At 41.9% G+C, this 14,341-nt stretch carries 19 protein-coding genes; 5 read left to right on the forward strand and 14 right to left on the reverse strand.

Translation table 11 applies throughout. The annotated features are described in order from the left end of the window. Positions 1-50 precede the first annotated feature (50 nt). Positions 51-881 carry a late competence protein ComER gene (comER, locus tag AC503W_RS13330; RefSeq protein WP_494914424.1) on the forward strand — a complete coding sequence of 277 codons (831 nt, stop codon included), beginning with the start codon at positions 51-53 and terminating at the stop codon, positions 879-881. 111 nt (positions 882-992) lie between these two features. Here the strand turns inward: comER and AC503W_RS13335 are convergent, their stop codons facing one another. Genes AC503W_RS13335 through AC503W_RS13370 form a run of 8 tightly spaced genes read right to left on the reverse strand, consistent with a single transcriptional unit; the run spans position 993 to position 6,011 of the window. Beyond that, complete coding sequence (locus AC503W_RS13335) at positions 993-1,736, reverse strand: class I SAM-dependent DNA methyltransferase (RefSeq protein WP_407408691.1); 744 nt, start codon at positions 1,734-1,736, stop codon at positions 993-995. Next, positions 1,733-2,089 (reverse strand): ribosome silencing factor, encoded by a 357-nt coding sequence (rsfS, locus tag AC503W_RS13340; RefSeq protein WP_402869637.1) that lies wholly within the window; start codon positions 2,087-2,089, stop codon positions 1,733-1,735. The genes AC503W_RS13335 and rsfS overlap by 4 nt, the downstream gene beginning before the upstream one ends. Next, a complete protein-coding gene (yqeK, locus tag AC503W_RS13345) occupies positions 2,089-2,661 on the reverse strand; it encodes a bis(5'-nucleosyl)-tetraphosphatase (symmetrical) YqeK (protein WP_494914427.1) in 573 nt (190 codons plus the stop codon). Before yqeK ends, rsfS begins: the two co-directional genes overlap by 1 nt. Beyond that, complete coding sequence (locus AC503W_RS13350) at positions 2,651-3,220, reverse strand: nicotinate-nucleotide adenylyltransferase (RefSeq protein ID WP_402869641.1); 570 nt, start codon at positions 3,218-3,220, stop codon at positions 2,651-2,653. Before AC503W_RS13350 ends, yqeK begins: the two co-directional genes overlap by 11 nt. Before the next feature lie 16 nt (positions 3,221-3,236). Further along, positions 3,237-3,527 (reverse strand): ribosome assembly RNA-binding protein YhbY, encoded by a 291-nt coding sequence (yhbY, locus tag AC503W_RS13355; protein ID WP_402869643.1) that lies wholly within the window; start codon positions 3,525-3,527, stop codon positions 3,237-3,239. Continuing rightward, positions 3,521-4,363: a shikimate dehydrogenase gene (gene aroE, locus AC503W_RS13360; protein WP_402958370.1), complete on the reverse strand. Its 843-nt coding sequence runs from the start codon at positions 4,361-4,363 to the stop codon at positions 3,521-3,523. The genes yhbY and aroE overlap by 7 nt, the downstream gene beginning before the upstream one ends. Before the next feature lie 20 nt (positions 4,364-4,383). After that, the gene (yqeH, locus tag AC503W_RS13365) at positions 4,384-5,493 is read right to left on the reverse strand and encodes a ribosome biogenesis GTPase YqeH (protein ID WP_402958367.1); all 1,110 of its coding nucleotides are present in this window, start codon (positions 5,491-5,493) and stop codon (positions 4,384-4,386) included. After that, positions 5,490-6,011: a YqeG family HAD IIIA-type phosphatase gene (locus AC503W_RS13370; protein ID WP_402869649.1), complete on the reverse strand. Its 522-nt coding sequence runs from the start codon at positions 6,009-6,011 to the stop codon at positions 5,490-5,492. Before AC503W_RS13370 ends, yqeH begins: the two co-directional genes overlap by 4 nt. A 461-nt stretch (positions 6,012-6,472) precedes the next feature. Between AC503W_RS13370 and AC503W_RS13375 the strand changes: the two genes are divergently transcribed. Continuing rightward, a complete protein-coding gene (locus AC503W_RS13375; RefSeq protein ID WP_402869651.1) occupies positions 6,473-6,613 on the forward strand; it encodes a sporulation histidine kinase inhibitor Sda in 141 nt (46 codons plus the stop codon). 43 nt (positions 6,614-6,656) lie between these two features. On the opposite strand, the gene AC503W_RS13380 is transcribed toward AC503W_RS13375, so the two are convergent. Then, positions 6,657-7,454 carry a phosphatidylserine decarboxylase gene (locus AC503W_RS13380; protein ID WP_402958365.1) on the reverse strand — a complete coding sequence of 266 codons (798 nt, stop codon included), beginning with the start codon at positions 7,452-7,454 and terminating at the stop codon, positions 6,657-6,659. Positions 7,455-7,588: 134 nt separating this feature from the next. Between AC503W_RS13380 and pssA the strand changes: the two genes are divergently transcribed. Then, positions 7,589-8,128 carry a CDP-diacylglycerol--serine O-phosphatidyltransferase gene (gene pssA / locus AC503W_RS13385; protein ID WP_402958363.1) on the forward strand — a complete coding sequence of 180 codons (540 nt, stop codon included), beginning with the start codon at positions 7,589-7,591 and terminating at the stop codon, positions 8,126-8,128. Positions 8,129-8,184: 56 nt separating this feature from the next. Here pssA and AC503W_RS13390 read toward each other — a convergent pair whose 3' ends face one another. After that, the gene (locus AC503W_RS13390) at positions 8,185-9,972 is read right to left on the reverse strand and encodes a M3 family oligoendopeptidase (RefSeq protein WP_494914430.1); all 1,788 of its coding nucleotides are present in this window, start codon (positions 9,970-9,972) and stop codon (positions 8,185-8,187) included. A gap of 166 nt (positions 9,973-10,138) precedes the next feature. On the opposite strand from AC503W_RS13390, the gene AC503W_RS13395 reads away from it, so the two are divergent. Then, on the forward strand, positions 10,139-10,432 hold the full coding sequence (locus AC503W_RS13395; RefSeq protein ID WP_402986333.1) for a hypothetical protein: 294 nt from the start codon (positions 10,139-10,141) through the stop codon (positions 10,430-10,432). A 189-nt stretch (positions 10,433-10,621) separates the two neighbouring features. On the opposite strand, the gene sigK is transcribed toward AC503W_RS13395, so the two are convergent. After that, positions 10,622-11,353, reverse strand: a complete 732-nt coding sequence (sigK, locus tag AC503W_RS13400) for an RNA polymerase sporulation sigma factor SigK (protein ID WP_402869661.1) — start codon at positions 11,351-11,353, stop codon at positions 10,622-10,624. 331 nt (positions 11,354-11,684) lie between these two features. On the opposite strand from sigK, the gene AC503W_RS13405 reads away from it, so the two are divergent. After that, on the forward strand, positions 11,685-11,879 hold the full coding sequence (locus AC503W_RS13405) for a YjcZ family sporulation protein (RefSeq protein ID WP_494914433.1): 195 nt from the start codon (positions 11,685-11,687) through the stop codon (positions 11,877-11,879). Positions 11,880-12,267: 388 nt separating this feature from the next. Here AC503W_RS13405 and AC503W_RS13410 read toward each other — a convergent pair whose 3' ends face one another. The 3 genes from AC503W_RS13410 to AC503W_RS13420 all read right to left on the reverse strand — a co-directional run bounded on the left by AC503W_RS13410 (position 12,268) and on the right by AC503W_RS13420 (position 14,341). Next, on the reverse strand, positions 12,268-12,408 hold the full coding sequence (locus AC503W_RS13410) for a YrzI family small protein (RefSeq protein WP_402958356.1): 141 nt from the start codon (positions 12,406-12,408) through the stop codon (positions 12,268-12,270). A 424-nt stretch (positions 12,409-12,832) separates the two neighbouring features. Continuing rightward, positions 12,833-13,099 (reverse strand): YrhC family protein, encoded by a 267-nt coding sequence (locus AC503W_RS13415; protein ID WP_402958354.1) that lies wholly within the window; start codon positions 13,097-13,099, stop codon positions 12,833-12,835. Positions 13,100-13,204: 105 nt separating this feature from the next. Then, entirely contained in the window at positions 13,205-14,341 is a 1,137-nt protein-coding gene (locus AC503W_RS13420; protein ID WP_494914438.1) for a bifunctional cystathionine gamma-lyase/homocysteine desulfhydrase, read from the reverse strand.

Consider the following 14,341-nt stretch of genomic DNA (forward strand, 5'->3'; position numbering starts at 1 on the left):
GGCCATAGTGTTTATTGAGAAGTTGTGCTTCTTTGAAGGGAGTTGTAGTCATGAAGAAAATCGGTGTGATCGGTACCGGAAATATGGGGACGATTCTAATAGAATCGTGGCTTGAAGCGGAGGTATTGAAGCCAAAGGATTTAATCATTACCAATCGAACGCTTTCCAAAGCCTTTGTATTGAAGGAAAAGCATCCTGGCATCCAATTGGCGGCAAGTGCAGTTGAAGTCGTCCATCAAGCTGATTTTATCTTTCTCTGCGTAAAACCTTTACAAATCCATAGCCTATTGCAGGGCATCAAACATCATATAAAAAAGGAACAATTACTCATATCCATCACAAGCCCTCTCTCTGTCTCTCAGCTTGAAGCAGAAGTTAAGGGGCCATGCGCACGCTTTATTCCCAGCATAACGAACCGGGTCGGTTCAGGGGTATCGTTACTGAGCTTCAGTGAAACGTGCAACAAGGAGATGCAGGAGTCGCTACAGAAGCTTGCCTCATCCATCTCAGAGCCAACCATCATCGATAATGACATCACCCGTGTAGCCTCTGACATCGTCAGCTGTGGCCCTGCATTCTTTAGCTATTTAGCACAGGCATTTATTGAAGGGGCAGTAGACACGACGAAAATCGATAAAAAAACGGCAACGATTTTAACGGAGAACATGTTGATAGGATTGGGGGAACTGTTGGGTAAAGGCATTTACACCTTACCGACCTTACAGGAAAAGGTGTGTGTAAAAGGCGGGATAACAGGTGAGGGAATCAAAGTTTTAGAAGCAGAAACCGGAGAGATGTTTCATCACCTTTTTCATGCAACACATGAAAAATTCGCAGAAGATCTTGAAGAAGTCGAAAAACAATTTGGCCATCCCTACTAACTATTCGAGAACCAAATCAAAAGTCCTTCCCAATAAAAAATAAAATAAGGGTCAGACCCCCTTTCGTGCATCGCCGTGCGAAAGGGGGTCTGACCCTTATTATTTCCCATATTATTTCCTGGCTACAAAAAGGATTCGTTCAGTTTCGTTAACGGGCGGTTTTTCTTCTAGGTCCGCCAGTATTTCGAGGGTTTCGAATCCTGCTTGCTGCAACCATTGTTTGTATTGTTGAATCGGATAGGTCCGCTGGTAATGTAATTCATCGAAACGGTCATATAAACCGCTTTGATCGTCCCTGACAAAAAAGCTAAGGTCATGCTCGACACTGTATGGTTCTTCCCCCGGGAAACTGTCCCAAATGTAGGAGACTTCTTCATCATTGACGGCAAACGTATTATTGTAAAAGATCTCTTCCATCTTATAAATCGAATGGACATCGAACAGAAATAATCCGCCTTCCTTCAAATGATCATGAACCCGGCTGAAAGTTTTTACAATATCCGCTTCCTCGCGAAGGTAGTTCAGCGAATCACAAAAAATCGTGACACAGTCATATAGACCAAGCCCTTCAAGTTCTGCCATATCCTGCTGAAATAAAGGAATCGATAATCCTTGCTTCGCCGCTTTTTCATTGGCAACCATCAGCATTTCATCAGATAAGTCCACACCGGATACATCAAAACCATGCTGCGCCAGTTCAACGGTAATCTCACCGGTACCACAGGCCAAATCCAGTACTTTCTTTCCTTCTATCCCATATTGCTCTAGCTTCGCCGTCAGAATTAACAACCATTTTTCATAGGGAGCATCCTTCATTAATTCATCGTATACATAGGCAAAGCGTTCGTACGTCATTGAGTCAGTTCACCCTCAAGATCTTCGAAAGGTGCATCTCCCCATAGACGTTCAAGGTTATAATAGTTTCTTTCATCTTTATGGAAAACGTGTGCAACCACATCACCTAGGTCAACAAGTACCCATTTCGCTTCATCAAACCCTTCAAGGCGCTTAACATTGATGCCCGCTTCGTCCGCTTTGCTCTTCATTTCACGTGCGATGGCTTGTACTTGTTTTTCGGAATTACCATGACAAATCAAAAAGTAATCCGCCACCAAGGAAATTCCCTTCATATTTAAGGCAACGATATCTTCCGCTCTTTTATCGTCCGCCGCTTTTGCTGTAATTGTTAGAAGTTCACGTTCAGTCATTACATCTTCTCCTTCAAATTCATGATTAGATCATTATATGTCTTAAATGTATCAGGGTAAATGGCCTGATTTCTTTTCATTAAAAAGGCCACTGTATTTCGCAAAGCCTGTATGACAGCCTGATCCAGTTTTTCCTTGGCTGTCTGCCTCACTTCGTCGACCCCTGGGAAAGAACGCCCTGGTTCAATATAGTCGGCAAGATAGACGACCTTATCCAAAAGGCTCATTCCCACCCGGCCTGACGTGTGATAGGCGATTGCATCAAGTATTTCACGATCGGTGATCCCGGCCTCTTTTTCTACCAGGTAAGCACCAACCGGGGCATGCCAAAGCTCCATATTGTATTCCAGTAGGTCCGGTGCCATTTTTTCAGAGATGATGATTTGCTCCATTTCCTCTTTTGGACGAAATTTTGCATAATCGTGAAAAATGGCTGCGAGTTCCGCCTTTTTGACGTCGGCACCATATCGTCCTGCAAGTTCAATCGCAGACTCGACCACGCCCAAAGTATGAATATATCTACGCTCGGTGATTTGTTCTCTGACAAGCGCTAATGCTTCCTCACGATTCATATAAGTCATTCCCTTTTATATACTTCACCACTGGATCGGCTAATAAGTATTTCACGGTTTTCCCTGTCCTTAACTTCCTTCGGATCATGGAGGAGGAGATGAACATCTGTGGGACTTGAACCATCGTAATAGGGTAGTCCGTTTTTTCGTTATAGCCCGGCCGTTTCACCCCGACAAAGTTCACAAGCTTGACTAGCTCGTCAATACGATGCCATTTAGGTAAATACTCGATCATATCCGCACCAATGATGAAAAAGAATTCTGTGTCAGGTTCACGCTCTTTCAGCAATTTCATTGTATCATGTGTATAGGATGTGCCTTTTCTTTCAATTTCAATACCTTCTATATAAAAAGAGGGATGCCCGGCTATAGCATCTTCAAGCATAGCCATCCTGTCCAAATCGGTAACTTCCTCCGTTTTTTCCTTATGGGGAGGAACATGATTGGGCATAAATCTGACTTCATCTAACTCTAGAGCATCTAGCACTTCATTAGCAATAATTAAATGTCCGATATGTGGAGGATTGAATGTACCGCCAAGAATTCCAATTTTTTTCATAAGATAGGTAGGTCCCTTACGGTAATTTAATTTGTTTGTTTTCTCTTGATTCTTTATATAATACGATTGTATTACCGATAATTTGAACCAATTCCGCTCTTGCACCTTTTGATAAAGCACGTCCTACTTCATTACGTTCCTCATCACAGTTTTGCAGGATGCTCACTTTAATCAATTCGCGTACTTCTAGCGCCTCACCAATTTGCTTGATGAGATTGTCATTGACCCCGCCTTTTCCAACTTGGAAAATTGGATTTAGATGATGGGCCTTTGAACGTAAAAATCTTTTCTGCTTTCCTGTTAACATGTGTTACCTCCTAGTTTGTTCAAGACAATATCTGTCATTCTTGTTGTGTCCGGCTTGATTCCGGTCCAAATCTCGAAAGCATACGCAGCCTGGTTGACGAACATGCCAAGTCCATTAAGCGTTACCGCTCCTTTTTCCTTGGCTTCACGTAGAAACTGCGTTTGCAAAGGATTATAGATAATGTCACTGACAAATGCACCGGCCTTAAGCTGGTCTAACTTCATTGGGGATTGATCCAACTTCGGACTCATCCCGCAAGATGTTGTTTGGATGATCAAATCATATTGTGATAAGCTTTGTTCCGCCTCGTCAATCGTGAGCGCCTTTGATTCTTTATCATATGGGCAATCAGAAACAAGGTGGGCTGCCCGGTCCTTCGTCCGGTTCGCGATATCAACTTGCTTTACCCCTTCTTTAACAAGGGTAAAGTAAATGGCACGTGCAGCACCGCCCGCTCCGATCACTAACGTTTTTTTAGCCTTAATGTCACCTGATATTTCATCGCATAAAGATCTATAAAATCCTATTCCGTCTGTATTATACCCTATAAAGCGGCCTTTTTCGTTAAAAACTGTATTTACTGCCCCGATGGCAAGCGCCAATTCGTCTACCTCATCGAGTAGGGGAATGACTGGGGTCTTATGTGGAATCGTTATGTTAAACCCTGATACACCAAGGGCTTTCATGCCTTTTATCGCATCAGGCAAACTATCTGGTTTGACATGAAAATGATGATAAACGGCCTGTATATTTTCTTTTTCAAAAGCATCATTATGAATGTCCGGGGACATCGAATGAGCAATTGGATCCCCTATTACACCAAATATCTTCTTCATGGAATCCCTTCCCCTATGGATTAGATTAATGATTTACGGACGATTACGTTAACGCCCTTCGGTACATGCGCAACGACCTTTGCTCCTGGTTCATTGACTGTAACCCAGCCAAGACCTGAAAACACAATATCCATTTTACCTTCTTTTAAAGTAAACTCATGCGGAATCAATTTCGGGAATTCTTCCAATTGAGCCGGACGTGGAGGCGTCAGCATTTCTCCAGCATGATTCTTATATAATTCATCCGCTTTCTCCAATTTCGTACGGTGAATGTTCAATTCATTGGAAAGATAACATGTCAGAGAGCGTCTGCCTCCTGATACATAATCCAAACGAGCCAATCCACCAAAGAACAACGTTTGAGCTTCATTCAACTGATAAACCCTCGGTTTGATTTCCTTCTTCGGCATGATAACCTTGAAATCACGTGTATCAACATAGTGGGCCATTTGATGGTGGTTAATGATTCCTGGTGTATCAATCAAAGCTTGTCCGTCATCCAACGGGATCTCAATCATATCCAAAGTCGTTCCAGGGAAATGCGAAGTCGTGATGATATCCCCTTCACCGCTCACTTCTTTAATGAGGCGATTGATGAAAGTTGATTTCCCGACGTTCGTACAACCGACGACATATACGTCCTTACCATTCCGATATTTTTCTATCGCATCAGCCGCTTCAAGGATATGTTTTCCCTTTTCTGCACTGACAAGCAGGACATCGACTGGATTCAATCCCAATTCCTTCGAAGATTTCTTCATCCAATTAATCAGTTTATTCGGCTTTACCGATTTTGGAAGCAAGTCTACCTTGTTTCCAATCAATAGTACGTCATTATGTCCGACAAATCGGTGCAATCCAGGCAACCAACTTCCATTGAAATCGAAGATATCGACGATTTTAACAATCAAAGAATCGGTTTCTCCCACTTTATTCAAGATTTTCAAAAAGTCATCGTCCGTTAAAGAAACATCTTGAACCTCATTATAATGTTTTAATTTAAAGCAACGCTGACAAATGATGCTTTCTTTTTCCAGTGCGGATTGAGGGGCATAGCCCAATTCCTTGGGATGTTCTGACTGGACTGTCACACCGCACCCGATGCATACTAATTCTTGTTGGTTGTTCAATTGTGTTCCTCCCATTCTATCATTCCTTTTCGTTTAAAGAACGCCATGATCTTTCTTTCGAAATAGCGGTTGATTTTCGTTCTGAATTCATCCGTTTGTGCGACCGGTACGACGAGGATCGTATGGAATCCTCCCCTATTTCCTCCCAATACATCCGTCATCAGCTGATCTCCGATTACTACCGTCTCTTCCAACTTCAAGCCCATTGCCTTCCGTGCTTTATGGAAGGCTCTTGCCATCGGTTTTCTCGCCTGATGAATAAAGGGAATCTGAAGGGGGTCGGAAAAAGAACGAACGCGTTTCTCATTATTATTCGATACAATCGTCACTAAAATCCCGTGGGCCCGTAATTTATCGATCCAGATAATCAATTCAGGGGTAGCGGTGGGCCTATCCCACTCCACCAATGTATTATCTAAATCAGTGATCACTCCTTTTATTCCCTTTTCTTTCAACTTTTCAGGATCTATATCAAAAATGCTTTGAACATGTTCACTCGGCAAAAATAATTTAAGCATACTGACACCTCTGTATTTTCTTTGAAATTTACCGTCTCTATCATATCGAATTTTCGGCTTACTTTCAAAAAATTCGTGAAAGAAGGGCTAATCGTAAAGAAACATCATAATGTATGTTTTCTAATATGAAAAGGCATTTTTCAAACAAGCTAAAGAAATCGATAACTTGAATCCATGAGTCACCCTAAAAATTACCAATAGTTTTCGACAAATATTGCCTACAACCAACCTGTGGATAACTTTACTAACATTTTCCATACTGATATGTAACATCTCACTTACTTTGTAAACAACTTAACCACAGGTTATCCACTTTCGGTTGTGGATAACAGAACGATTGTTCTCCAAGTTTATTTCTGATACAGTAGGGGTACACCAAAGATGACTTAATAATATATGTCTAAAAATGCAAAGTATTCCTCGCATTCCAACTGGAGGTGGCAGCCGTAAATGGCGTTCTAATGCAAAAACTATCCGATGATTTGTTGCTTGAATCCTATTTTAAAGCAAGGAATTTAAAGCTGAGCTCTGATTTCATCCGTCTAATTGAAACAGAAATCCATCGAAGGTCCTTAACACATAGAATTCGCTCATTATTTTAATATGGGATACATAGGCTGACAAATCCTGTTAGCCTTTTTATTTTCATACCCCTTCTTGCTTGGCCGCCAAATGTCCAATCGTTTCACCGACCCTGACATCAGCAGGAACGGATAAGCTTTCGGCGAGTCTAAAGCGATCCTTTTCAAAGAGCAGAACGACGGTTGAACCGAAACTGAAATAAGAGAATTCCTGTCCTTTTTTCAATTGCCTTGAATCATCCGTTATGACGATGGAATTGATAAACATGGCGCCGACCTTGACCATGGTTATGCACCCTTCCTCGCTTTGTAATTCTGTAATCGTACGATAATTTTTGGCCAAGGGCTCCTTACCATACTTCATCCCCCATTTATTGACAGGGTATGACTTTTTCCCAAGTGTCCACCTTTTGATTACAGAACCGGAAATGGGCGCATGAATCCTATGATAATGGCTCGGGCTTAAGTATAACACGAGATATTTACCGCCTAGGTATTTTTCTAGAAACAGAGCATCCCCCACCATTTCTTCCATAGAATATACCTTTCCCTTAACGACGATTTTTTTATCAGTACGAATTTCTCCCGCGTCCTCGAGAACGCCATCGACCGGACACGCCACCGCAGAGCTGTCGGTCGTAACCGGTCTCGTCCCCTGTTTTAGCTGCCTTGTAAATAAATCATGCAAATTCGTATAGGCATTCATGTCATTGTTGAACTCTTGTTGATCAAGGTTGAATTTTTTCACATATAGAGGAATCAAGGGCCTACTCCATCGTGATTGGCTGAACTGTTTTAATAGGCCTGAAGATACTCTTCCATTCGTGAGTTCTATAAGAATACGATAAAATGTTTGATACAACTATACCACTCCAACTTGTTAAAAAATTCAAAAAGCACTTGCATAAATTGCGTTCATTCCAATATTATTATATAATAAATACTTATGTTTACTATTCTTTACTTTATTTTGCTTTTTTTGAAGGGAGGGAAAAGATGTTTTTATTACATGCCCTAGATCAAACCATAAAAAAATTGAAAACCCAAACAGCCAATATTATAACTCTAATGAACTTATCCCTCGGTGGATTTGCCATAATAGCCGTGATACACGACCAATTAAATCTTAGCTTGCTTTTAATTTTCCTGGCTGCCCTAGCAGATCGATTTGATGGTATGGTTGCGAGGAAGTTTAACATTGAATCGGAATTAGGTAAAGAGCTTGATTCCATGTGTGATATTATTTCTTTTGGAGTCGCACCCGCTCTACTATTATACCAAGGAATATTAATAGAATTCGGTGCCCCAGGAACATTTTTAACTGTTTTTTATATTGGTTGCGGAGCATACCGCCTTGCACGCTTCAATATAAGTGAGAATAATGGATATTTTACCGGCGTACCGATTACCGTCGTTGGCTGCGTGGCCACACTTAGCTACCTGGCGATTCCTTATTTACACCCGGTCTTTTTCTTATTTCTTATGATTCTATTATCTTTACTTATGATCAGTCCATTTAAATTGAGAAAAGTTTAATTGCTGAAGGAAGCGGGCGCCCTATTCGGGCACCCTTTTTTTTGCAATTTTCCGCTTCATGCCTTTCGAACAAGTGGATCCGTCAAACGCATAAATTCCTCAACATCCTGCATACAGGTAGAAACCGCTTCTTGCCAAAAACCTCGTGTGGTTATATCGACACCCAAATGCTTCTTAGCCAAGGATTCCACATTCATCGAACCTGTATCCTGAAGCAGGGCGATATACTTCTCTTCGAATCCAGCAGGTTCATTCAGAGCTTTCGCATAGATACCTAACGAAAATAGGTAACCGAATGTGTACGGGAAATTATAAAATGGAACATCGGTGATATAAAAGTGAAGCTTCGAGGCCCAGAATGTCGGGTGATACTCATCTAACGCATCCCCATATGCCTCTTTCTGAGCATCGACCATCAGCTCATTTAAACGCTCAGCACTTACATATCCTTGTTTTCTTTCCTCATAAAACCTAGATTCAAATAGAAAACGGGCATGGATATTCATTAATAACGCCACGGAGCGCTGAATTTTATCTTCTAGAAGAATCAGCTTCTCTTCCTCACTGGATGCTTCTTTCAAAGCTGCATCCGCTACGACCATCTCAGCGAATGTAGAAGCTGTTTCAGCCACGTTCATGGCATATGAGCGATTTAATGGATGGATATTCCCCATCACATGGGAATGGAAGGCATGTCCCAACTCATGGGCCAATGTCGATACATTCGAAGGCGTTCCCGAATAGGTCATAAATATCCGGGATTGATGATTCAGTGGGAAGCCTGTACAAAAACCGCCTGGTCTCTTGCCTGGTCTATCCTCCGCTTCAATCCAGCTGTCTTTGAATGCCTTTTGGGTGAAATCCGCCAATTGACTTCCGAATTTCGAGAATTGTCCGATAATGAAGTCTGCCCCTTCTTGATACTCCATTACTTTCGATGTGGCTGTAACAGCAATAGGTGCATCCAAGTCTGCCCAACTCAGTTTTCCCACTTCAAGCATTTCAGCCTTTCTATGTAAAAACCGCACAAGTGGTTCATTATTGTCAGCTATGACCTGCCACATGCTTTCAAGCGTCTCTTTCTTCATCCTGCAGATTTCCAGGGGTTCCTTCAAAATATCGTTCCAGCCCCTTTTTTCATTCACGCTAATCCGAAAGCCCGCCAAATGATTCAAGGTCCTTCCAAACAGTTCACCCTTTTCTTCCCATGCACGTTCCCAAGCTGTAAATAATTCGTTTCGGACACTTTGGTCCGGACTGGAAAATTTATTTGCCGCCTGACCGATAGAAAGCTCTTCCCCTTTAAACGGAACCGTCATCGAACTTACGAGCGTATCATACATTTGGCTCCATCCTTCAAATCCGTCCATGGACAACTGGGTGATCAGCGACTCTTCCTGGACCGAAAGTTTCTCTTTAGCACGGTCTCGACGCTCATTCAATACATAGGCCAGTTCATTCAACGGTTCTTTCTTGAGGACATTCTCGAACCAATCATCATTAAACTGGACCAGTTTTTCATCCAGTTTACTTAAAGCGACTTTCAAGGATGCTTCCACCTTCATCAGTTTGACCCTTAACTGACCTGCTTTTTTATCCTGAACATTTTGGGCCTCAAGGCAACCGATAAAAGCCCCTGCTTGTTCCATTTTCATTTTGGTGACTTTGTAAAGATCGAGAGCCTTGATCAAAGTCTTTTCACTACCCTCTGAATTCAACAGACACACAGCTTGATCCAATTCCGTCACTTCTTGTTTGATTTCATCCATTAGGAGCAGAAATTCCGCTGAAGAGCTTCCCCCTTTAAAAAAGACATCCAAATCCCACGTTAAAGAATATCCCATACATAATTCCTCCTTATTATCAACAACACCATTATAGAGGGTCCATCCATTTTTTCCTATTCATAAGGAAGATTAAGTAGATTTTTGTCTAATTGTTTTCCCGCTTTCCATTTTATAAGCATGATATGATTGATGTACGTATTAATCGAAAAGTTGGTGGTCCTTTTTGAAGTTCATTATCCACTTTTCAGTCATTGCCCTTCTCCTGTGGACACTGCCCCATTCCTACCAGCAGCATACTCCATTGACCCTTGAAGAGGGCCATGACGTACACCTTTTGAAGAAAATCGAGAAGAAGTTTGCACTGATACCTTTCTTGAAAGTCAGCCTAATCCTCATCGTTTTGCTAGTGAAAGAATCATGGATATTCCTGTTCCTTTATTTCCTCTCTGCCTTCCGCCGACGTTTTTTCAATCCTGTCTTTTATCAGGCGAATTACATAGCTTCTCTCACTCACTGATTTTACAAAAAATATCGAGGAGTGATGGATATGTGGTTCCGCCTAATCATGATTGGAATCTTTTCGTTAACTGCATCACGTCTATTTCTGTTCCAGGGCATTGAAATCTACCATGCCTTTGCAGACCTGATTCGCAATAAATAAAAAAACGAAGAGAGTGCGGAAGCAAGAATCCGCACTCTCTTCGTTTTACATCCCATTATCTTTGGCCTTCTTTTCCTTCTCTTTCTCCGCACGATAAAATTCATGGAACATCTTCATCAAGGCACGCTTTTCAATTCTTGATACATAGCTACGAGATATGCCCAGTTCTTTAGCAATCTCTCTTTGCGTCTTCTCTTTCTTTAAATCTAGTCCAAACCTTCCAACGATGACTTCCTTTTCACGCTCATCCAAAACACCAATATACTTCTTCACTTTTTCTATTTCCATATTAAGCTGAATCGTGTCAATGACATCCTCTGATTCTGATTTCAATACATCAATTAAACTGATTTCATTTCCTTCTTTATCTTGACCGATTGGATCATGCAGGGAAATATCCTTTTTCGTTTTTTTTGTTGCACGTAAATGCATCAGGATTTCATTTTCAATACAACGTGCTGCGTAAGTGGCAAGCTTCGTGCCTTTACCGTCGGAATAGCTTTCAATAGCCTTTATCAATCCAATGGTCCCGATTGATATCAGATCTTCAGTATCTTCACCGGTATTCTCGAATTTCTTGACGATATGGGCCACTAGCCTAAGATTATGCTCGATGAGAATATTACGGGCTTCCCCATCCCCTTCACTCATAAGCTTCAGATACTTCTTCTCATCTTGTGAAGATAATGGCTGGGGAAAAGCATTATTTTTCACATAGGAAACTAATAAGTAAAATTCCTTGATGAGATAACCGACTGCAGTAAGTATTCCAGGCATTGGTTTCATCCTCCCGCCTCATTGGGTGTTTCCTTATCCATACCTATGCGGTTGTGGGCTTGTTCTTGTCTGTACCACAAAAAGAAATCCTCCGCTTGGTTCATTACGTTGCTAGAGAGTGTCTACCTGCATGGATATTCTCTGGAATATCCATGATTTTAGGATTCAAGGATTGATGAACCTGTCTACAAGATGCCCACAAAAGCACCTAAGCGATTAATAGAAAATGTGGGAGGGAAACCATTCAAGAATTCTCCTTTTAAAATCCCAATCAAACATAGACAAACTTACATATAATGATAGGGAATTTAAGCGGAAGGGAGGGATTTGTATGGGATACGGCTATGGACCATACGTATATAATTACGGTGCTCCATGCCCAGCACCTTGTTATGGCGGAGGTGGATTCGGTCTTGGAATCGCCTTGATCGTCGTCCTCGTCATCTTACTGCTGTTATTCGGATTCTGGTTCATTCCTGGTGGATTCGGATTCGGGGGCTGCGGAGGACCGGGGCCATGCTGTTAAAATAGAAAAAACTCGGCCAAGTGCCGAGTTTTTTCTATTTTACATAGTCCATGATGCTGTGCAGCGGTTTATCGGCATCGACAGAAACATTTACAGCGATTACTGTTCCAATGACAGTCGTAACAACCAGTACCATTACGATTGAGAACATTCTGAATCACTCCTTATAATTGAACCTATCTTCAATTTACCACGTTAATGTGATTGCCGACCGCTGCTATTATGAACACTTTTCATACAATCCATGGCGATACTGTGAAGATTGCCTTACCTTTGTTAGCCGGTATCCTTCTCCTGCCAGTAGCAACACTTTTCCCCTTTTATAATAGCCCATTTAATCATATTGATCTCCACCTTTCATTTTAATATTTCCTACGTGCCCCTTAGATTAGAAAAAAGGACGATGCCTCATTGCTTTATCTAGGTGCTGCTCACGTAATTTCCTGATTCGATCTTCTTGCAAACATTCCTCAGCAGTCATTTTCCTCATTTTGATCGTGATTGTAAAAAACAGCATATTCAGTGTCATAATATCACCTCCTTTAAGGGGGCGGCTTACCAAAAAGGCATAAAAAGGCCGCAGAAAGTTCCTTCCTCCTGCGGGATTTTAAAAAATATAAAAAGGCCGCAGGGTAAAAGGATTCTCCCTGCGGCCATTATGTCTGAATGATTAATAAAGCCCATTTGCTTTAAGAATATTCCGCATGGCACAGGTCGAATAGTATATGATTGTTTGTTGGCAAGATCCAGCTAATCAGCTTAATGTTGATTTCAAGTAAATATGTTCTCATCTTCTTCGACCTCCTTTGGAATATTATTTGGTAAGTATATCCAATAAATAACGTTTTGTAAATAGACTTTTTGTAATTTTTAGAAATTTTTTCTGTTCCAGAACATAAGGTAATAAAAAAAGCCTGATTCCCCAGTTACACTAGGAGAATCAGGCTTGATTGCTATTGTTGTAAAAAATCTTGGTCATCGCTTTCGTCCAAGATTTTTTTATATTTTTTGGATATAAGGAAAAAGAGGATGGACAAACCGAGGAAGAGTACAGTCGCTCCCATATAGACATTGGTGGAAAGGTCCGTTTTTCCGGTTGTAGGCAGTATCGTTCCTAAATAAAAGAACGCTCCTACACATAATAAGGTGATCGCAAATTGTTTAAAATCCGCCATTTTGGAACGTAGAGCAGCTGCCGTTTGATTTTTACGGTTTTTCATCCCATTCACCCCTTCTTTCTTCTAGTAAACAATCTATATCTCATTCTACCATATTAATTCCAAATGGTTGGGTGTAAATAATGGGAGGAAACTGTGTAAGTGGTTCTATCCTTCTAACGCCTGTTCTAGATCTTCCATGAGGTCTTCCACATCTTCCAGCCCTACGGATATTCGGATTAATCCATCCGTGATGCCTAAGTTTGCGCGTCGTTCGGCTGGAATCGAGGCATGAGTCATCAAGGCCGGAACCGATATAAGGCTCTCCACAGCCCCAAGGCTTTCAGCAAGGGTGAAGTATTTCACTTTTTGAAGCACCCGTTCTGCCTTCTCACCACTGCCGACATCGAATGAGACCATGCCACCAAAACCCCGGGATTGCTTTTTGGCTATTTCATGGTTGGGATGATTGACGAGACCTGGATAATACACCTTTGAAATTGATTCATGCCCGGTTAGGAAACGGACAATTGCCGAGGTGTTCCTTTCGTGTTCTTCCATTCGAATGCCGAGTGTTTTCATTCCGCGCATCAACAACCAGGAATCTTGAGGCCCCAGCACGCCTCCTGTGGAGTTCTGGACAAAGTGAAGGTCTTCCCCTAGTTTTTCGTCATTCACGACGGCAAGACCAGCCACAACGTCACTGTGGCCCCCAAGATACTTCGTTGCACTATGGAGAACGATATCTGCCCCGAGCGTAAGCGGATTTTGCCAATATGGAGTACTGAACGTATTATCCACAATGGTTAGCAGGCTGTGTGCCTTCGCTATTTTAGCTATTTCTTCAAGATCGGTGATTTTCAATAAAGGATTGGTCGGGGATTCAATGAACAGCGCTTTTGTATTCTGCTTAATCCCTTTTTCTATAGAGTCTATATCACTCGTGTCGATAAAGGTGGCCTCCAGCCCAAAACGGTTCAAGATTTTTGTCATCACCCGAAAAGAGCCTCCATAAACGTCATCAGTCAGTAAGACATGATCCCCTTGATTAAAGAGCATCATCACAGCCGTCATTGCCGCCATTCCGGAACCGAAGGCAAATCCCCGTTTCCCCCCTTCAAGCTCCTTGATCAATTCCTCGAGAGCATGGCGGGTCGGATTGCCGGTACGGGAGTACTCATAGCCCCTGTGCTTTCCAGGCCCATCCTGTTTGTATGTGCTTACCTGATAGATTGGCACCGATACGGCCCCTGTTTTTTGATCGCCAAAAATGCCTCCATGAATCAATTGTGTCTTCTTCCTCAC

Source organism: Peribacillus suis, assembly GCF_059384845.1.

Coding starts and splice junctions, on each gene's coding strand:
- AC503W_RS13410 (WP_402958356.1), bottom strand. CDS start 12,408: ATGACACTGAATATGCTGTTTTTTACAATCACGATCAAAATGAGGAAA.
- yqeK (WP_494914427.1), bottom strand. CDS start 2,661: ATGAATCGTGAGGAAGCATTAGCGCTTGTCAGAGAACAAATCACCGAG.
- yhbY (WP_402869643.1), bottom strand. CDS start 3,527: ATGTTAACAGGAAAGCAGAAAAGATTTTTACGTTCAAAGGCCCATCAT.
- AC503W_RS13335 (WP_407408691.1), bottom strand. CDS start 1,736: ATGACGTACGAACGCTTTGCCTATGTATACGATGAATTAATGAAGGAT.
- AC503W_RS13415 (WP_402958354.1), bottom strand. CDS start 13,099: ATGAAAAACCGTAAAAATCAAACGGCAGCTGCTCTACGTTCCAAAATG.
- rsfS (WP_402869637.1), bottom strand. CDS start 2,089: ATGACTGAACGTGAACTTCTAACAATTACAGCAAAAGCGGCGGACGAT.
- comER (WP_494914424.1), top strand. CDS start 51: ATGAAGAAAATCGGTGTGATCGGTACCGGAAATATGGGGACGATTCTA.
- sigK (WP_402869661.1), bottom strand. CDS start 11,353: ATGCCTGGAATACTTACTGCAGTCGGTTATCTCATCAAGGAATTTTAC.
- AC503W_RS13350 (WP_402869641.1), bottom strand. CDS start 3,220: ATGAAAAAAATTGGAATTCTTGGCGGTACATTCAATCCTCCACATATC.
- AC503W_RS13405 (WP_494914433.1), top strand. CDS start 11,685: ATGGGATACGGCTATGGACCATACGTATATAATTACGGTGCTCCATGC.
- AC503W_RS13390 (WP_494914430.1), bottom strand. CDS start 9,972: ATGGGATATTCTTTAACGTGGGATTTGGATGTCTTTTTTAAAGGGGGA.
- AC503W_RS13375 (WP_402869651.1), top strand. CDS start 6,473: ATGCAAAAACTATCCGATGATTTGTTGCTTGAATCCTATTTTAAAGCA.
- pssA (WP_402958363.1), top strand. CDS start 7,589: ATGTTTTTATTACATGCCCTAGATCAAACCATAAAAAAATTGAAAACC.
- AC503W_RS13370 (WP_402869649.1), bottom strand. CDS start 6,011: ATGCTTAAATTATTTTTGCCGAGTGAACATGTTCAAAGCATTTTTGAT.
- aroE (WP_402958370.1), bottom strand. CDS start 4,363: ATGAAGAAGATATTTGGTGTAATAGGGGATCCAATTGCTCATTCGATG.